Genomic DNA, 15976 nt, shown 5'->3' with positions numbered 1-15976 from the left:
AGGCGCATGCTTCTTGGACGACAGCCGTGGCATGACGCAAACACAGCATCCATGCGCTTTTCCAGGCATGCATGAAAACATCCCGGCACCAAAAACAACGGGCACCCGCAGGTGCCCGTTGCATGGAGGCGGAAGATTCCGCGTCTTACAGGTGGTAGGCGCTTTCGCCGTGGGAGGCCACATCCAGGCCTTCCCGTTCTTCCTCTTCGGAGACCCGCAGGCCGACGAACATGTCCACCAACTTGTAGGCCACCAGCGAGACCACGCCGGACCACACCACGGTGAAAAGCACGCTCTTGATCTGGATGACCACCTGGGCGCCCATACTGAAGGTGTCCGGGGTCAGGCCGCCGGTGCCGCCCAGGCTCTGGTCGGCGAAGACACCGGTGAGGATGGCACCGATGATGCCGCCCACGCCATGGACACCGAACACGTCGAAGGCGTCGTCCGCACCCAGCAGGCGCTTCAGGCCGCTGACGCCCCACAGGCAGACCAGGCCGGCGATGAGGCCGAGGATGATGGAGCCCATGGGACCGACGAAGCCGGCTGCCGGGGTCACTGCCACCAGGCCGGCGACGGCACCGGAAACGGCACCCAGCATGGAGGGCTTGCCCTTGAACAGCGCCTCGCCGAGGATCCAGGAGAGGGTGGCGGCACCCGTGGCGACTACGGTATTGACGAAGGCCAGGCCGGCGATGCCGTTGGCGGCGCCGGCGGAGCCGGCATTAAAGCCGAACCAGCCCACCCACAGCAGGGAAGCGCCGACCATGGTCAGGGTCAGGGAATGGGGCGCCAGGGATTCCTTGCCGAAGCCGATGCGCTTACCCAGCACGTATGCGCCTACCAGACCGGCCACACCGGCGTTGATGTGCACCACGGTACCGCCGGCAAAGTCCAGGGCGCCGTCGGCGCCCAGCAGGCCGCCGCCCCAGACGATGTGGGCCATGGGCACGTAGCTAAAGGTGAACCACAGCACGGAGAACAGCACCACAGCGGAGAACTTGATGCGCTCGGCGTAGGAGCCGACGATCAGGGCCGTGGTGATGGCGGCGAAGGTGGATTGGAAAATTAGGAAGACGTATTCCGGGATGGTGGGCAGGACGCCGGACAGGGTGTCGGGAGCGATACCCTTGAGGAAGGCCTTGCTCAGATCGCCGAAGAACTTGCCTTCACCAGAGAACGCCAGGCTGTAGCCGTAGATGCACCACAGCACGGTGATCAGGGAGAAGATGACGAAAATCTGCATCAGCACCGAGAGCATGTTCTTGGAGCGGGCTAGGCCGCCGTAGAACAGAGCCAGGCCGGGGATCGTCATAAGGATGACGAGCATGGTGGAGGTGAGCATCCAGGCGGTGTCGCCGGTATCCAGCTTGGGCTCGGCGGCGGGGGCAGCCGGGGCTTCCGCCGCAGGAGCGGCAGGGGCGGCGGCGGGAGCGGCCTCGGTGGCGGCAGCTACCGGAGCCTCGGGCTTGTCATCGGCAAAGGCCGGCGCGGCGGACAGGCCGACGACGCCGAACAGGGCCAGAACAGCAAGAAAGCGTTTCATTGTGTTCTCCCTCTTACAGAGCATCTTCACCGGTCTCACCGGTGCGGATGCGGATGACTTGTTCGACGTCGAAGACGAAGATCTTGCCGTCACCGATCTTGCCGGTGCTGGCAGACTTCTCGATGGCTTCGATGACCTGATCGAGCAGCTCGTTCTTCACGGCAGCCTCGATCTTCACCTTGGGCAGGAAATCCACAACGTACTCGGCACCGCGATACAGCTCGGTGTGCCCCTTTTGCCGACCGAACCCCTTGACCTCGGTGACGGTGATGCCCTGCACGCCGATGGCGGAAAGGGCTTCACGCACTTCGTCAAGCTTGAACGGCTTGATGATGGCGGTTACCAGTTTCATAGCTTTCTCCTGAAATGGCCCCGGGGATCGGGTCCCCGGGATGCCTAGGGAAGATGGAAGTTAGAAAGTCTTGGTGAAGGACAGCAGGGCACGGCCTTCGCCCAGATCCTTGTTGAAGGCGTTGCAGTACACCGGGGTGCTGTCGCCGCAGGCCTTGGCGTTGGTGGTCCAGTAGGACAGGCCGACGGTGCCGAAGCCCACATCCTTGGTCACGCCGACCTTGTAGTCGGTGTAGGAGGCGTCGTCGTTGTTCTTGATCTTCTGGTGACCGACGTGGCCCAGCACGCCCCAGCCGTCGCCCAGGTCGTAGGCGGCATTCAGTTCCAGGTAGCCGGAACCGCGGGTGTTGTCGGTGCCGTTGGAACCGGTGAAGCCGAAGATGTGGCTGGAGACCACGTGGGAGTACTTCAGGGTCAGCCACTTCCAGCCGATGGCGCCGTACAGTTCGGTGGTGTCGGCCTTGGTGTAGCCGTCCGGGTAGGTGCCCGGGTAGTTGTAGCGCAGCACGCCCACGTCGTAGTTCCAGTCGCCGCCGGCGAAGGTGTTCTTGTAGCCGCCGTAGAGGTCGATCTCCAGGGAGGAGCTGACATCGCTGCGGCCGTCGCTCAGCCAGGACACGTTGGAACCCCAGACGCCGGCATACAGGCCGCTGGCGTGGGAGTAGTCGAAGCCGCCTTGCAGGGCGGGCTTGCGGTTGGTCTGGCCGATACCGCGGTAGATGTACTCGGAAGCCAGGGTCACGTTGGCGGTGAAGGTGTGTTCAGCGGGAGCGGCTTCTTCGGCCATGACGGTGGAAGAGGCGGCCAGGGCAGCCAGAACGGCGGTGGCGATGAGCGTCTTGCGCATAATTTGGACTCCTGTTTCGTTCGATGAAAATAAAAGCTTGCACAGACCGTTAGCACATGCCGTGCCAACTTTATTTTTAAGATAAATCAACAAAATAGGGAGCACCCCTAGCCCTCTTCCGCAGGAGGCGCACCGGGCTGGCGCACCATGACGGGGAGTTGCACCAAAGCAGTGCCACCCCATGGGAAAGCCGCCGCACGCCATCAAATGGCGCTATCGGCCCATGCTAAACTCGCCCCCGCAAGCGGATCGGAACATCCGCGCCCCCTTTGCCGCCGCCGTGCCGGCCCGACTGAACCTGTTGCGGAGTGCTCGCCATGCTCGATCCCAAAGTGTTTGAAGAATTTTCCGGCCGCCTGGCCAGCCTCCTGGCCGCCTCCCCGGCCGCCGACATCGAAAAGAACGTGAAGGCCATGCTCGGCGCCTTCTTCAGCAAACTGGACCTGGTCACCCGGGAAGAGTTTGACGTCCAGGCCCAGGTACTGGCCCGCACCCGGGACAAGCTGAAAGACCTGGAAGCCCGCATCGCCGCCCTGGAACAACAGGGCCGCTGAGCGCCGCCGCCTCTAGTCAAACGTCATCATCCCACCTACACTGCCCGGACACCACCCACCCCGCTCCTGACCCCGGCCCCCACCATGCCCCTCGCCCTCGTCCATAGCCGCGCCCTGGCAGGCATGGAAGCGCCGCCGGTGGCCGTGGAGGTGCACCTGGCCAACGGCCTGCCGGGCTTCACCCTGGTGGGCCTGCCGGAAGCGGAGGTGAAGGAGGCCCGGGACCGGGTGCGGGCCGCCCTCATCACCAGCGGCTTCGAGTTCCCGGCCAAGCGGGTCACGGTGAACCTGGCCCCGGCCGACCTGCCCAAGGAATCGGGCCGCTACGACCTGGCCATCGCCCTCGGCCTGCTGGCCGCCTCCGGCCAGATTCCCGCCGCCCGGCTGGACCAGTATGAATTCGTCGGCGAACTGTCCCTGTCCGGCGAATTGCGTCCCGTGCGCGGCGTCCTGCCCATGGCCCTGGCCGCCGCCCGGGCGGCACGGGCCTTCGTCCTGCCCCTGGCCGACGGCGCCGAGGCTGCCTGGGTCCGCCGCGCCCATCCCGACACCTCCATCCTCCCCGCTGCCAGCCTGCTGGCGGTGTGCGCCCACCTGCACGGCCAGGAACTGCTGGCGGAACAGCCGGAACCGCCGCCCCCGGCGCCGGACGCCTACCCGGACCTGCGCGACGTCAAAGGCCAGGCCCAGGCCAAGCGGGCCCTGGAGATCGCCGCCGCCGGCGGCCATTCGCTCCTTTTCAGCGGCCCGCCCGGCACCGGCAAGTCCATGCTGGCGGCGCGCCTGCCCGGCCTGCTGCCGCCCATGAGCGAGGCGGAAGCCCTGGAATCGGCCGCCATCCTCTCCCTGGGGCGCCAGTTCCGCCCCGAGGCCTTCTCCCGCCGCGTCATGCGCAGCCCCCACCACACCTCCTCGGCCATCGCCCTGGTCGGCGGCGGGGCCCAGCCCCGGCCCGGGGAGATTTCCCTGGCCCACCACGGCGTGCTATTCCTCGACGAACTGCCCGAGTTCGACCGCCGGGTCCTGGAGGCCCTGCGCGAACCCCTGGAAAGCGGCCACATCCATGTTTCCCGGGCCGCTTCCCGGGCCGATTTTCCTGCCCGCTTCCAGCTGGTGGCCGCCATGAATCCCTGTCCCTGCGGCTATCGGGGCCATCCCCGGCGGCTCTGCCGCTGCACCCCGGACCAGGTGGCCCGCTACCGGGGGCGCCTCTCCGGCCCCCTGCTGGACCGCATCGATCTGCTGCTGGAAGTGCCCGACCTGGGCGCCGAGGAACTGCAGGCCGCCCCGGACGGGGAAAGTTCGGCCCAGGTGCGGCAGCGGGTGGTCCTGGCCCGGGAGCGGCAGTTGCAGCGCCAGGGCGTCTGCAACGCCCGGCTCGAGGGCAGCGAACTGGAGTACCATTGCCGGCCGGACGCCGACGGGGCCGCCCTGCTGCAACAGGCGGTGCGCCGCCTCGACCTGTCGCCCCGGGCCTACCACCGGGTCCTGCGGGTGGCCCGCAGCATCGCCGACCTGGCCGCAGCGCCGCAGATCGGCGCCGCCCAGGTGGCCGAAGCCCTGCATTACCGCCGCAACGAAACTCCCGGCTGATTGCCTTGCCTGAAGGGCATGCCCCGGCGCCGGCCGGACCCGCCCCCTTGATTCCATTGAGCCGCCCTTGATTTCCTACCGCCTCCTCGCCGTCCTCCTGGCCACCCTGTCGGCCCTCGGCCCCTTTTCCATCGACACCTACCTGCCGGCCTTCCCGGAAATGGGCCAGAGCCTGGGGGCCACCCCACTGCAGGTGCAGCAGACCCTCACCGCCTACCTGCTGCCCTTCGCCATCATGACCCTGTGGCACGGGGCCCTCTCCGACGCCCTCGGGCGCCGCCGGGTGATCCTGTGGGCCCTGGCGCTGTTCGGCCTGGCCTCCGTCGGCTGCACCCTGGCCACCAGCATCGAGCAGCTGTGGTTCTTCCGTGCCCTGCAGGGCATGACCGCCGGCGCCGGCATCGTGGTGGGCCGCGCCGTGGTGCGGGACGTCTTCCAGGGGGCCGAGGCCCAGCGCCTGATGGCCCACGTGGCCATCATGTTCGCCCTGGCACCGGCCATCGCCCCCATCATCGGCGGCTGGCTGCACGTGGCCTTCGGCTGGCGCTCCATCTTCCTGTTCCTGGTCCTGGCCACGGCCCTGCTGCTGGCCGCCTGCTGGCGCTGGCTGCCCGAGACCCTGGCCCCGGAAACCCGCCAGCCCCTGCATCCGGGCTACCTGATGGGCGCCTACCGGGCCGTGCTCACCTCCCCGGGCTTCCTCAGCGCCTCCCTGGCCATCTCCTTCAACTTCCTCGGCTTCTTCATCTATGTCATGTCGGCCCCGGTGTTCCTCATGCAGCATCTGGGCCGTTCGGAAACCGAGTTCTACTGGCTCTTCGGCCCGGCCATGGCCGGCCTCATGGGCGGTTCCTGGATCTCCGGCCACCTGGCCGGGCGCATCACGCCCCGGGCCACGGCCCTGGCCGGCTACGTCCTGATGGGCCTGGGCGCCGCCATCAACCTGGCGGTCAGCTTCGGCCTGCCGCCGGGCATTCCCTGGAGCGTGGTCCATCTGCTGGTGTACAACGTCGGCATGGCCATGACCATGCCCTGCCTGACCCTGATGGCCCTGGACCTGTTCCCCCGGCAACGGGGCCTGGCCGCCTCCTGCCAGACCTTCCTGCAGGCCGGCATGAACACCGTGGCGGCGGCCCTGCTGGCGCCCCTGCTGTGGGACACCACCCGCCACCTGGCCCTGGGCTCGACCCTGCTGCTGGCCCTGGGCCTGGCCTGTACCCTGCTGCACCTGGGCCTGCCCCACCGGACGCCAGCCACCTGACATTTTCCCGGGGGCCGCCGCTATACTGGAACTCCTTCACGGTCGGTTCCAATCATGGGTGCAGCCCCGTCCAGACAGAACGAATCCACCATTCGCCGCAGCCTGCTGATCCGGGTGGCGGCCCTGGTCTTCGTTTCCATCGCCCTTTTTTCCTTCGGCCTCTACGGCCTCATCATCCGGCCCACGGTGCACGACCTGGCCGCCCGGGAGATGCGGGGTGCCGTCGAAGCCATGCAGAGCCGCATCTCCCAGAAGGTGGGGCAGGTCGAGTACGTGGCCCGCATCGCCCGCACCTGGGGCGAAAACGGCGAACTGGACCTGGACGACGTGCGCGCTTTCAACCAGCGCTTCATGCCCATGCTGCGCAATTCCCCGGTCATTTCCTCGGTCATCTTCGCCGACAACCAGGGCCGGGAAATCCTCCTGCTGCAACGTCCCGACGGCGCCTGGAACAACCGCATCACCGACGTGCAGCGGCACGGCAAGGAAGTGCGCTGGATGGCGTGGCAGGACGAACGCACCCTGCTTTCCGACGAACGGGTCGTCAAGGACTACGATCCGCGCCAGCGCCCCTGGCATCGCGGCGCCCTGGCCCTGGAGCGGGACGATGACCTGCACTGGACCCAGCCCTACACCTTCTTCACCGCCCAGCAGCCCGGCATCACCCTGTCCACCCGCTGGCGCCGCGGCGGCGAGACCTATGTGATCGCCTTCGACGTGCTGCTGGCCGACCTTTCCCGCTTCACCGGCAGCCTCAGCGTCGGCGACCACGGCCACGCCGCCGTCCTCACCAACGACGGCCTGCTGCTGGCCCTGCCGCGCCACCCGGGCTACAGCAGCGACGACCAGGTGCGCCAGGCCCTGCTGCAGCCGGCGGCCAAGTCCCCGGTGGAATCCCTGCGCCTGGCGGTGGAACACTGGGAGCAGAACGGCCGCGGCGCCTTCTTCGCCACCCTGGGCAGGGAACAATGGATCACCAGCGTCCAGCCCCACCGGCTGCAGGACCAGCAACTCTGGCTGGTGGCCCAGGCGCCCCTGTGGGACTTCATTCCCGGCGCCCTGCGGGACGTGCTGCTGCTGGCGGTATTGGCGGTGCTGGCCCTGGGCCTGGGGGTGGTGATGGCGGCCCGCCTGGCGCGCCGCGTCGCCGTACCCCTGGACATCCTGGCTGGGGACAGCGAACGCATCGGCGCCCTGGATTTCTCGCCGCGCCAGTACCGGCGCACCGGCTGGCGCGAGATCGACCGTCTCGCCGCGGCCCAGGAGCACATGCGGGAAACCCTGCAGGACGCCACCCTGCGCCTGGAGGAACGGGTCGAGCAGCGCACCCGGGAACTGGCCGACGCCCGGGAGGAATCGTCGCGGCAGCTGGTGCTGCTGCAGGCCATCATGGACAGCATGCCCAACCCGGTCTTCTTCAAGGATGCGGAAGGCCACTTCCTCGGCTGCAACCGGGCCTACGAAGACACCTTCGGCATCAGCCGCGACCAGATCGTCGGCAAGACGGTACGGGAGCTGCCGTTCCTCTCCGAAGCGGAGAAGGTGGAACTGCAGGCGGTGTCCGAAGCCATCATCCGGGACGGCATCATGATGCACCGGGAACTGCAGCTGCCCTTCGCCGACGGCCTGCGCCACGACACCCTCTACTGGGCCAACGGCTTCAGCCGGGAGGACGGCACACCCGGCGGCATGGTGGGCGTGGTGGTGGACATCTCCGAGCGCAAGCTGATGGAGGAGGCGCTGCGCCGGGCCCGGGCCACGGCCGAGGAGGCGACGGAGGCCAAGTCCCTGTTCCTGGCCAACATGAGCCACGAAATCCGCACCCCCATGAACGCCATCATCGGCATGGCCCACCTGGCCATGAAGACCGAGCTGACGCCGAAACAGCGGGACTACGTGGGCAAGATCCACAACGCCGCCATCTCCCTGCTGGGCATCATCAACGACATCCTGGACTTCTCCAAGATCGAGGCCGGCAAGCTGTCCCTGGAAAACGTGCCTTTCAGCCTGGAGGACGTGCTCGACAACGTCTCCGGCCTGCTCGGGCTGAAGGCCAACGAAAAGGGCCTGGAGCTGCTTTTCAACGTCAATGCGGGCACCCCGGCCGGCCTGGTGGGGGACCCCCTGCGCCTGAACCAGATCCTCACCAACCTGGTCTCCAACGCCATCAAATTCACCGAGCGGGGCCAGATCACCCTCACCGCCCGGCCGGTGGACCAGGCCGGAGACCGGGTCAAGCTGCAGTTCTGGATCGAGGATACGGGCATCGGCATGAGCCGGGAGCAGCTGCTGCACCTGTTCCAGGCCTTCACCCAGGCCGACGGCTCCACCACCCGCAAGTACGGCGGCACCGGCCTCGGCCTTTCCATCTCCCGCCGCCTGGTGGAAATGATGGGCGGCACCATCTGGGCCGACTCGACCCTGGGGAAGGGCAGCACCTTCTGCTTCACCGCCTGGTTCGGCCGCGCCGAGGAACTGGCCCGGCCCCGCACCCTGCCTGCCTCCCTGGCCGGCCTGCGGGTGCTGGTGGCGGACGACAACGGCGCCGCCCGGGAAATCCTCGGCGAAGCCCTGCGCCACCTGGACCTGCGCCCCGACCTAGTGGCCTCCGGCGCCGAGGCCCTGGCCCAGCTGACCGAGATGCAGGGCGGCGCCGACCCCTACCGGGTGCTGTTCCTCGACTGGCAGATGCCCGACCTGGACGGCGTCAGCACCCTGCACAAGCTGCAGCAGGCCCTGCCCCAGGCCCAATGGCCCCGGGTGGTGATGGTGACGGCCTACGACCAGGAGGAACTGCGGCGCCAGACGGAAAACCTGGGCATCTGCGGCATCCTGGTGAAGCCGGTGAGCGCCTCCACCCTGTTCGACGTCCTGGTCAGCCTGGTGGACACGGACAACGCCCCGGCCACGCCCCTGCACATCGCCGCCCCCCAGACCCGCATCGACGGCATGCGCATCCTGCTGGCCGAAGACAACGAGATCAACCAGCAGATCGCCGTGGAACTGCTGCAATCCATGGGGGCCCAGGTGACGGTGGCCGGCGACGGCCTGCAGGCGGTGGAACTGCTGGAACGCTCCCCGGACGACAGCTTCGACCTGGTCCTGATGGACCTGCAGATGCCCCACCTGGACGGCTACGATGCCACCGAGCGGCTGCGCTGCCAGCAGCGCTTCGCCCACCTGCCGATCCTGGCCATGACCGCCCACGCCATGCCGGAGGAGCGGGAGCGCTGCCTGGCCATCGGCATGAACGACCATCTGGCCAAGCCCATCGACCCCACCGCCCTGGCCGCCACCCTGGCCCGCTGGTACGAGGAACGGCCGGGCGCCTCGGCACCGGCGCCAGCCCCCGCCAAGGATGGGACGGATGCGCTGCCCCCCATCCCCGGCGTGAACACGACCCAGGGCCTGGCCCGCATGGCCGGCAACCAGGCCCTCTACCGGCGCCTGCTGCTGCGCTTCGTGGACACCCAGACCGGCACGGGGGAGCACATCCGCCAGGCCCTGGCCGACGGCGACATCACGGCAGCCGAACACCTGGCCCACACCCTCAAGGGCGTCGCCGGCAACATCGGCGCCGAAGTGCTGCAGCAGAAGGCCACGGCCCTGGACCAGGCCCTGCGCCGCAACGACGGCCAGGGGCAGAAACTGGAGTCCCTGCGGCAACGCCTGGCGGAAGAGCTGGCGGCCGTCACCGGGGCCATCGCCGCCGCCCTGGCGGAAGAGGGCGGCCCGGCGCCGACCCAGGCTGCCCCCCTGGATGCAGATCAGCGCCACCGGGCCCGCCAGCTGCTGGCCGAGCTGGCGGAACAGCTGGAAGCCAGCGAAATCCACGCCGGCCAGCTGTTCCGGGAAAGCCGCGCCCTCCTGGCCGGGCTGCTGCCGCCGGCGGACCTGACGGGTCTGGAAAAGGCCATTGCCGATTATGATTACGACCGGGCCCTCAACATCGCCCGGGCCCATCTCTAGGGAGGGATGCCATGAGCCTCAATCTGGACTTCACGACCCGGCCCGTGATCCTGGTGGTGGACGACACCCCGGACAACCTGACCCTGATGGCCGAGCTGCTGCAGGACCGCTACGCCATCAAGGTGGCCAACAACGGCGAGCGGGCCCTGCGGGTGGCCGCCGGCACGCCGCCGCCGAACCTGATCCTGCTCGACATCATGATGCCGGACATGGACGGCCTGGAAGTGGCCCGGCGCCTGCGGGCGGACCCGGCCACCCGGGACATTCCCTTCATCTTCCTCACCGCCCGCAGCCAGATCGAGGACGAGCGCCAGGGCTTCGAACTGGGCGCGGTGGACTACATCACCAAGCCGGTGAGCCCGCCCATCCTCCTCGCCCGGGTGCACACCCACCTCACCCTGAAGGCCGCCAAGGATTTCCTCAAGGACCAGAACGCCTACCTGGAGAGCGAGGTGCAGCGCCGCACCCAGGAGGTCTCCATGATCCAGGACGTGACCATCATGGCCATGGCCTCCCTGGCGGAAACCCGGGACAACGAAACCGGCAACCACATCCGCCGCACCCAGAACTACGTGCGCATCCTGGCCCGGCAGCTGCAGGGCCACCCCCGCTTCGCCGCCTTCCTCAGCGACGCCAACATCGAGCTGCTGTACAAGTCCGCGCCCCTGCACGACATCGGCAAGGTGGGCATTCCCGACCGCATCCTGCTCAAGCCGGGCAAGCTGACCCCGGAAGAGTTCGAGATCATGAAGACCCACACCACCCTGGGCCGGGACGCCATCCTCCACGCCGAAGTGCGGCTCAACTCGCCCAACACCTTCCTCCGCTTCGCCCGGGACATCGCCTATGCGCACCAGGAGAAATGGGACGGCAGCGGCTACCCCCTGGGCCTGCGGGGCGACGAGATTCCGGTGGCGGCCAGGCTCATGGCGGTGGCCGACGTCTACGACGCCCTCATCAGCCGCCGGGTGTACAAGCCTCCCTTCCCCCATGAGCAGGCGGTGCAGATCATCAGCGAAGGGCGCGGCAAGCACTTCGATCCGGACATGGTGGACGCCTTCCTCCAGGTGGCCGAGGATTTCCGCAGCATCGCCGCCACCTTCGCCGACACCGAAGGCGACGCCCAGCTGGAGGCGGAGCGGGTGCGCCTGCAATTCACCGAGGCCGCCCCGTGAAGGTCCGTCCCCTGGCCGTCCTGGCCCTGCTTTTGGGCCTCTCCCTGGCGGGCTGCGACTACCTGGCCCTGCAGGACCTGAAACCCGGCACCTCCACCGACCTGGAAGTGCGGGACCGCTTCGGCACCCCCGCCATGGAATGGCACAACGAGGACGGCAGCCTGACCTGGGAATATCCCCGGGGCCCGGCCGGGGTGGACACCTACATGATCACCCTGGGCCCCGACCGCATCCTGCGCTCGGTGGAACAGGTGCTGACCGAGGCCAACTTCGCCCGCATCGAAAAGGGCATGAGCCAGGAGCAGGTGCGGCGCATCCTGGGCCGGCCGGGCAGCATCAACCACTTTCCCCTGAAGCCGGAAACCGTGTGGGACTGGCGCATCGCCGGCATCCCCGCCAGCGACGAAACCCACTTCCACGTGCACTTCGGTGCGGACGGCCGGGTCAGCGGCACCTCCCGGCGGGTGGAAGCGAAGGCCTGAAGTCGCCGATCGGCACGGAGCCCCCTGTTTTTTATCAAGTTTTGCTTGGCAGCGGGGGCCGCAAAAAGTAAACTTGCGACCCTGCCGAGGAGCGCTGCGACCCGACCGGTTTTTTCCGGATGCCGGGCCAGGCTCGGCAACGATCAACGGCGCTCGCAAACCCCCGAAATGGTTTGTGGCGCCGTTTGCTTTTCCAGCATGCAAAGTGGCGGCGCCCGGCCGGTGAATACTGAAACGCCGAGGTAATCCATGCAGCCCGACCGCAGCTCCGAACTCTCCGCCCTTCTCCAGCAGCGCCTCCTGATCCTGGACGGCGCCATGGGCACCATGATCCAGCGCCACGGGCTGACCGAGAAGGACTACCGCGGGACCCGCTTCGCCGACCACGCCCACGACCTGAAGGGCAACAACGACCTGCTGCTGCTGACCCGCCCCGAGGTCATCCGCGGCATCCACGCCGAATACCTGGCGGCCGGCGCCGACATCCTGGAAACCAACACCTTCAACGCCACCAAGGTGTCCCAGGCCGACTACAAGCTGGAAGCCATCGTCTACGAACTGAACGTGGCCGGCGCCAAGCTGGCCCGGGAAGTGTGCGACGAATTCACGGCAAAGAACCCGGCCAAGCCCCGCTTCGTCGCCGGGGTGCTCGGCCCCACCAGCCGCACCGCCTCCATCTCCCCGGACGTGAACGATCCCGGCTACCGCAACGTCACCTTCGACGAGCTGGTGGAAAACTACCTGGAAGCCATCCGCGGCCTCACCGACGGCGGTGCCGACATCCTGCTGGTGGAGACGGTGTTCGACACGCTGAATGCCAAGGCCGCCCTGTTCGCCATCGAGACCTTCTTCGACAAGGTGGGCCGCCGCTGGCCGGTGATGATCTCCGGCACCATCACCGACGCCTCCGGCCGCACCCTCTCGGGCCAGACCGCCGAAGCCTTCTGGAACTCGCTGAACCACATCAAGCCCCTCTCCTTCGGCCTCAACTGTGCCCTCGGCGCCAAGGAACTGCGCCAGTACGTGGAGGAGCTGTCACGGGTGTGCGACTGCTTCGTCTCCGCCCACCCCAACGCCGGCCTGCCCAACGCCTTCGGCGGCTACGACGAGACCCCGGAGCAGCTGGCCGAGGAAATCGCCGACTGGGCCAGGCACGGCTTCGTGAACATCGTCGGCGGCTGCTGCGGCACCTCGCCGGACCACATCGCCGCCATCGCCAAGATGGTGGCCGGCATCGCCCCCCGGGCCATTCCGGCGATCGAGCCCCAGCTGCGCCTTTCCGGCCTGGAACCCTTCAACGTCGGCCCCGACAGCCTCTATGTGAACGTGGGCGAGCGCACCAACGTCACCGGCTCCAAGGCCTTCGCCCGCATGATCCTGGAAGGGCGCTACGACGACGCCCTGGCCGTGGCCCGGCAGCAGGTGGAAAACGGCGCCCAGGTCATCGACATCAACATGGACGAGGCCATGCTGGATTCCGTGGCCGCCATGGAGAAGTTCCTCAAGCTGATCGCCTCGGAACCGGATATTTCCCGGGTGCCCATCATGCTCGACTCCTCCAAGTGGGAGGTGATCGAGACCGGCCTCAAGTGCATCCAGGGCAAGGGCATCGTGAACTCCATTTCCATGAAGGAAGGGGAGGCCAAGTTCCTGGAGCAGGCCAAGCTGGCCCGCCGCTACGGCGCCGCCGTCATCGTCATGGCCTTCGACGAGAAGGGCCAGGCCGACACCTACGCGCGCAAGACCGAGATCTGCAAGCGGGCCTACGACCTGCTGGTGAGCATCGGCTTCCCGGCCCAGGACATCATCTTCGACCCCAACATCTTCGCCATCGCCACGGGTATCGAGGAGCACGACAACTACGCTGTGGACTTCATCAACGCCACCCGCTGGATTCGTGAAAACCTGCCCCACGCCCAGATTTCCGGCGGCGTCTCCAACGTCTCCTTCTCCTTCCGCGGCAACGACCCGGTGCGGGAAGCCATCCACACCGTCTTCCTCTACCACGCCATCCAGGCCGGCATGACCATGGGCATCGTCAATGCCGGCATGCTCGGCGTGTACGACGACCTGGAACCGGAACTGCGGCAGAAGGTGGAAGACGTGGTGCTCAACCGTCATCCGGGTGCGGGCGAAGCATTGGTGGAATTCGCCCAGACCGTGAAGGAAGGCAAGGCCAAGGACACGGGGCCGGACCTCACCTGGCGCACCCTGCCGGTGGAAAAGCGCCTGGAACACGCCCTGGTCAAGGGCATCACCGAATTCGTGGTGGCCGACACCGAGGAAGTGCGGGCCGCCCTGGCTGCCGCCGGCAAGCCGCCCCTGGCCGTCATCGAAGGCCCCCTGATGAACGGCATGAACACCGTGGGCGACCTCTTCGGCGCCGGCAAGATGTTCCTGCCCCAGGTGGTGAAGTCCGCCCGGGTGATGAAGCAGGCCGTGGCCCACCTCATTCCCTACATCGAGGAAGAGAAGGCCCGCACCGGCGCCTCCTCCAAGGGCAAGATCGTCATCGCTACGGTCAAGGGCGACGTGCACGACATCGGCAAGAACATCGTCGGCGTGGTGCTGGGCTGCAACGGCTACGACGTGGTGGACCTGGGGGTGATGGTGCCCACCGAGAAAATCCTGCACGCCGCCAAGGAACACGGCGCCCAGGCCATTGGCCTCTCCGGTCTCATCACCCCGTCTCTTGAAGAGATGAGCCACGTCGCTTCCGAAATGCAGCGCCAGGGCTTCAACGTGCCCCTGCTCATCGGCGGCGCCACCACCAGCCGGGCCCACACCGCCATCAAGATCGCCCCCAACTACCAGGCGCCGGTGGTCTATGTGCCGGATGCCTCCCGGGCCGTGGGCGTGGTCACCAGCCTGCTCTCGGAAGGCCAACGGGAAAGCTACGCCGCCGAGGTGGCCGCCGACTACGCCAACATCCGCCAGCAGCACGCCGGCAAGAAGGGCAGCGCCATGGTCACCCTGGCCGATGCCCGGGCCAACCGCCTGCCCTGGGATGCCACCCTGGTGCCGACGGTGCCGCAGAAGCTGGGCCTGCAGGTGCTGCAGGACATCGACCTGGCCACCCTGGCCGAGTATATCGACTGGGGCCCCTTCTTCCAGACCTGGGACCTGGCCGGCCGCTTCCCCGCCATCCTCGACGATGCGGTGGTGGGCGAGACCGCCCGCGGCGTCTATGCCGACGCCCAGGCCATGCTCAAGCAGATCATCGAGGAGAAGTGGCTCCGGGCCGGTGCCGTCTTCGGCCTGTGGCCGGCCAATGCCGTCGGCGACGACATCGTCTTCTACGCCGACGAGCAGCGCAGCGCGCCGGTGCTGACCTGGCACGGCATCCGCCAGCAGCACAAGCGGCCCGAGGACAAGGCCAACCTGTGCCTCTCCGACTACGTGGCGCCCAAGGAAAGCGGCGTCGCCGACTATGCCGGCGCCTTCGCCGTCACCGCCGGCCTGGGCATCGAGCAGAAGCTGGCGGAATTCGAGGCGGCCCACGACGACTACAAGTCCATCATGCTCAAGTCCCTGGCCGACCGCCTGGCCGAAGCCTGCGCCGAGTGGCTGCACCAGAAGGTGCGCAAGGAGGACTGGGGTTATGCCGCCGACGAGCAGCTCTCCAACGAGCAGCTGATCAAGGAAGAGTACCGCGGCATCCGCCCGGCCCCCGGCTACCCGGCCTGTCCCGACCACACCGCCAAGGGCGGCCTGTTCCAGCTGCTGCAGCCGGAAGCCAACATCGGCATGGGCCTCACCGAGAGCTACGCCATGACGCCGGCGGCGGCCGTTTCCGGCTTCTTCCTGGCCCACCCCCAGGCCCAGTACTTCGCCATCCAGAAGATCGGCCAGGACCAGCTGGAAGACTGGGCCGGCCGGGCCGGCTTCACCGTGGAGCAGGCCAAGCGCTGGCTGGCGCCCAACCTGTAACGGCACCTGCCCCCGGGGGCAGGAGAGACGGCCATCTCCGGCATGGCATGGCCGGAAAGCCCGTCTTTCCTGCCTTCCAGGCCACCTCTTCTCAGAACGGCCCGCCCTTCCCGGCGGGCCGTTCTGCTTTTGCTGCACCGCCAGACCACGGGCATTTTCTTGGTGCCATAATGAAATCGCCATGGCGTCTCCCCATGGGGTGCCGCCGGGCCAGATTGCCGGGGGCAGCGCACATTCCTTTAACAAGCCTCCCGGACTCCAACCAAAA

Annotated in this window: 10 protein-coding genes and 1 riboswitch; of the genes, 7 read left to right on the top strand and 3 right to left on the bottom strand. The window is 67.7% G+C overall.

The features are described 5' to 3' along the window. Window positions 1-145 precede the first annotated feature (145 nt). From amt to ACLSSQ_RS00615, 3 genes are read right to left on the bottom strand one after another with little or no spacing between them, the layout of a single operon-like run. A complete protein-coding gene (gene amt / locus ACLSSQ_RS00625; RefSeq protein WP_014235873.1) occupies window positions 146-1546 on the bottom strand; it encodes an ammonium transporter in 1401 nt (466 codons plus the stop codon). Window positions 1547-1559: 13 nt separating this feature from the next. Then, window positions 1560-1898, bottom strand: coding sequence for a P-II family nitrogen regulator (glnK, locus tag ACLSSQ_RS00620; protein WP_014235874.1), 339 nt, complete (start codon window positions 1896-1898; stop codon window positions 1560-1562). A gap of 60 nt (window positions 1899-1958) precedes the next feature. Then, the gene (locus tag ACLSSQ_RS00615; protein ID WP_416243495.1) at window positions 1959-2744 is read right to left on the bottom strand and encodes a TorF family putative porin; all 786 of its coding nucleotides are present in this window, start codon (window positions 2742-2744) and stop codon (window positions 1959-1961) included. A gap of 317 nt (window positions 2745-3061) precedes the next feature. Between ACLSSQ_RS00615 and ACLSSQ_RS00610 the strand changes: the two genes are divergently transcribed. The 7 genes from ACLSSQ_RS00610 (at window position 3062) to metH (ending at window position 15708) form a co-directional block, all read left to right on the top strand. Continuing rightward, entirely contained in the window at window positions 3062-3298 is a 237-nt protein-coding gene (locus ACLSSQ_RS00610) for an accessory factor UbiK family protein (RefSeq protein ID WP_130459667.1), read from the top strand. An 84-nt stretch (window positions 3299-3382) separates the two neighbouring features. Then, a complete protein-coding gene (locus ACLSSQ_RS00605) occupies window positions 3383-4891 on the top strand; it encodes a YifB family Mg chelatase-like AAA ATPase (protein ID WP_205229579.1) in 1509 nt (502 codons plus the stop codon). Window positions 4892-4958: 67 nt separating this feature from the next. Further along, window positions 4959-6152 (top strand): multidrug effflux MFS transporter, encoded by a 1194-nt coding sequence (locus tag ACLSSQ_RS00600; RefSeq protein ID WP_416243494.1) that lies wholly within the window; start codon window positions 4959-4961, stop codon window positions 6150-6152. 54 nt (window positions 6153-6206) lie between these two features. Next, a complete protein-coding gene (locus ACLSSQ_RS00595; RefSeq protein WP_416243493.1) occupies window positions 6207-10121 on the top strand; it encodes a response regulator in 3915 nt (1304 codons plus the stop codon). A gap of 11 nt (window positions 10122-10132) precedes the next feature. Further along, entirely contained in the window at window positions 10133-11296 is a 1164-nt protein-coding gene (locus ACLSSQ_RS00590) for a response regulator (protein WP_416243492.1), read from the top strand. Next, entirely contained in the window at window positions 11293-11778 is a 486-nt protein-coding gene (gene bamE, locus ACLSSQ_RS00585) for an outer membrane protein assembly factor BamE domain-containing protein (RefSeq protein ID WP_416243491.1), read from the top strand. The genes ACLSSQ_RS00590 and bamE overlap by 4 nt, the downstream gene beginning before the upstream one ends. Window positions 11779-11858: 80 nt before the next feature. Next, window positions 11859-11940: riboswitch (S-adenosyl-L-homocysteine riboswitch) on the top strand. 87 nt (window positions 11941-12027) lie between these two features. Continuing rightward, the gene (gene metH, locus ACLSSQ_RS00580; RefSeq protein ID WP_416243490.1) at window positions 12028-15708 is read left to right on the top strand and encodes a methionine synthase; all 3681 of its coding nucleotides are present in this window, start codon (window positions 12028-12030) and stop codon (window positions 15706-15708) included. Window positions 15709-15976: the final 268 nt, after the last annotated feature.

Origin of the sequence: Azospira sp. APE16 (genome assembly GCF_047901315.1) — a bacterium.
GTDB classification, from domain to species: domain Bacteria; phylum Pseudomonadota; class Gammaproteobacteria; order Burkholderiales; family Rhodocyclaceae; genus Azospira; species Azospira oryzae.
Note: the sequence above shows the minus strand (reverse complement) of the source record. Positions and strands in the feature narration are given on the sequence as shown.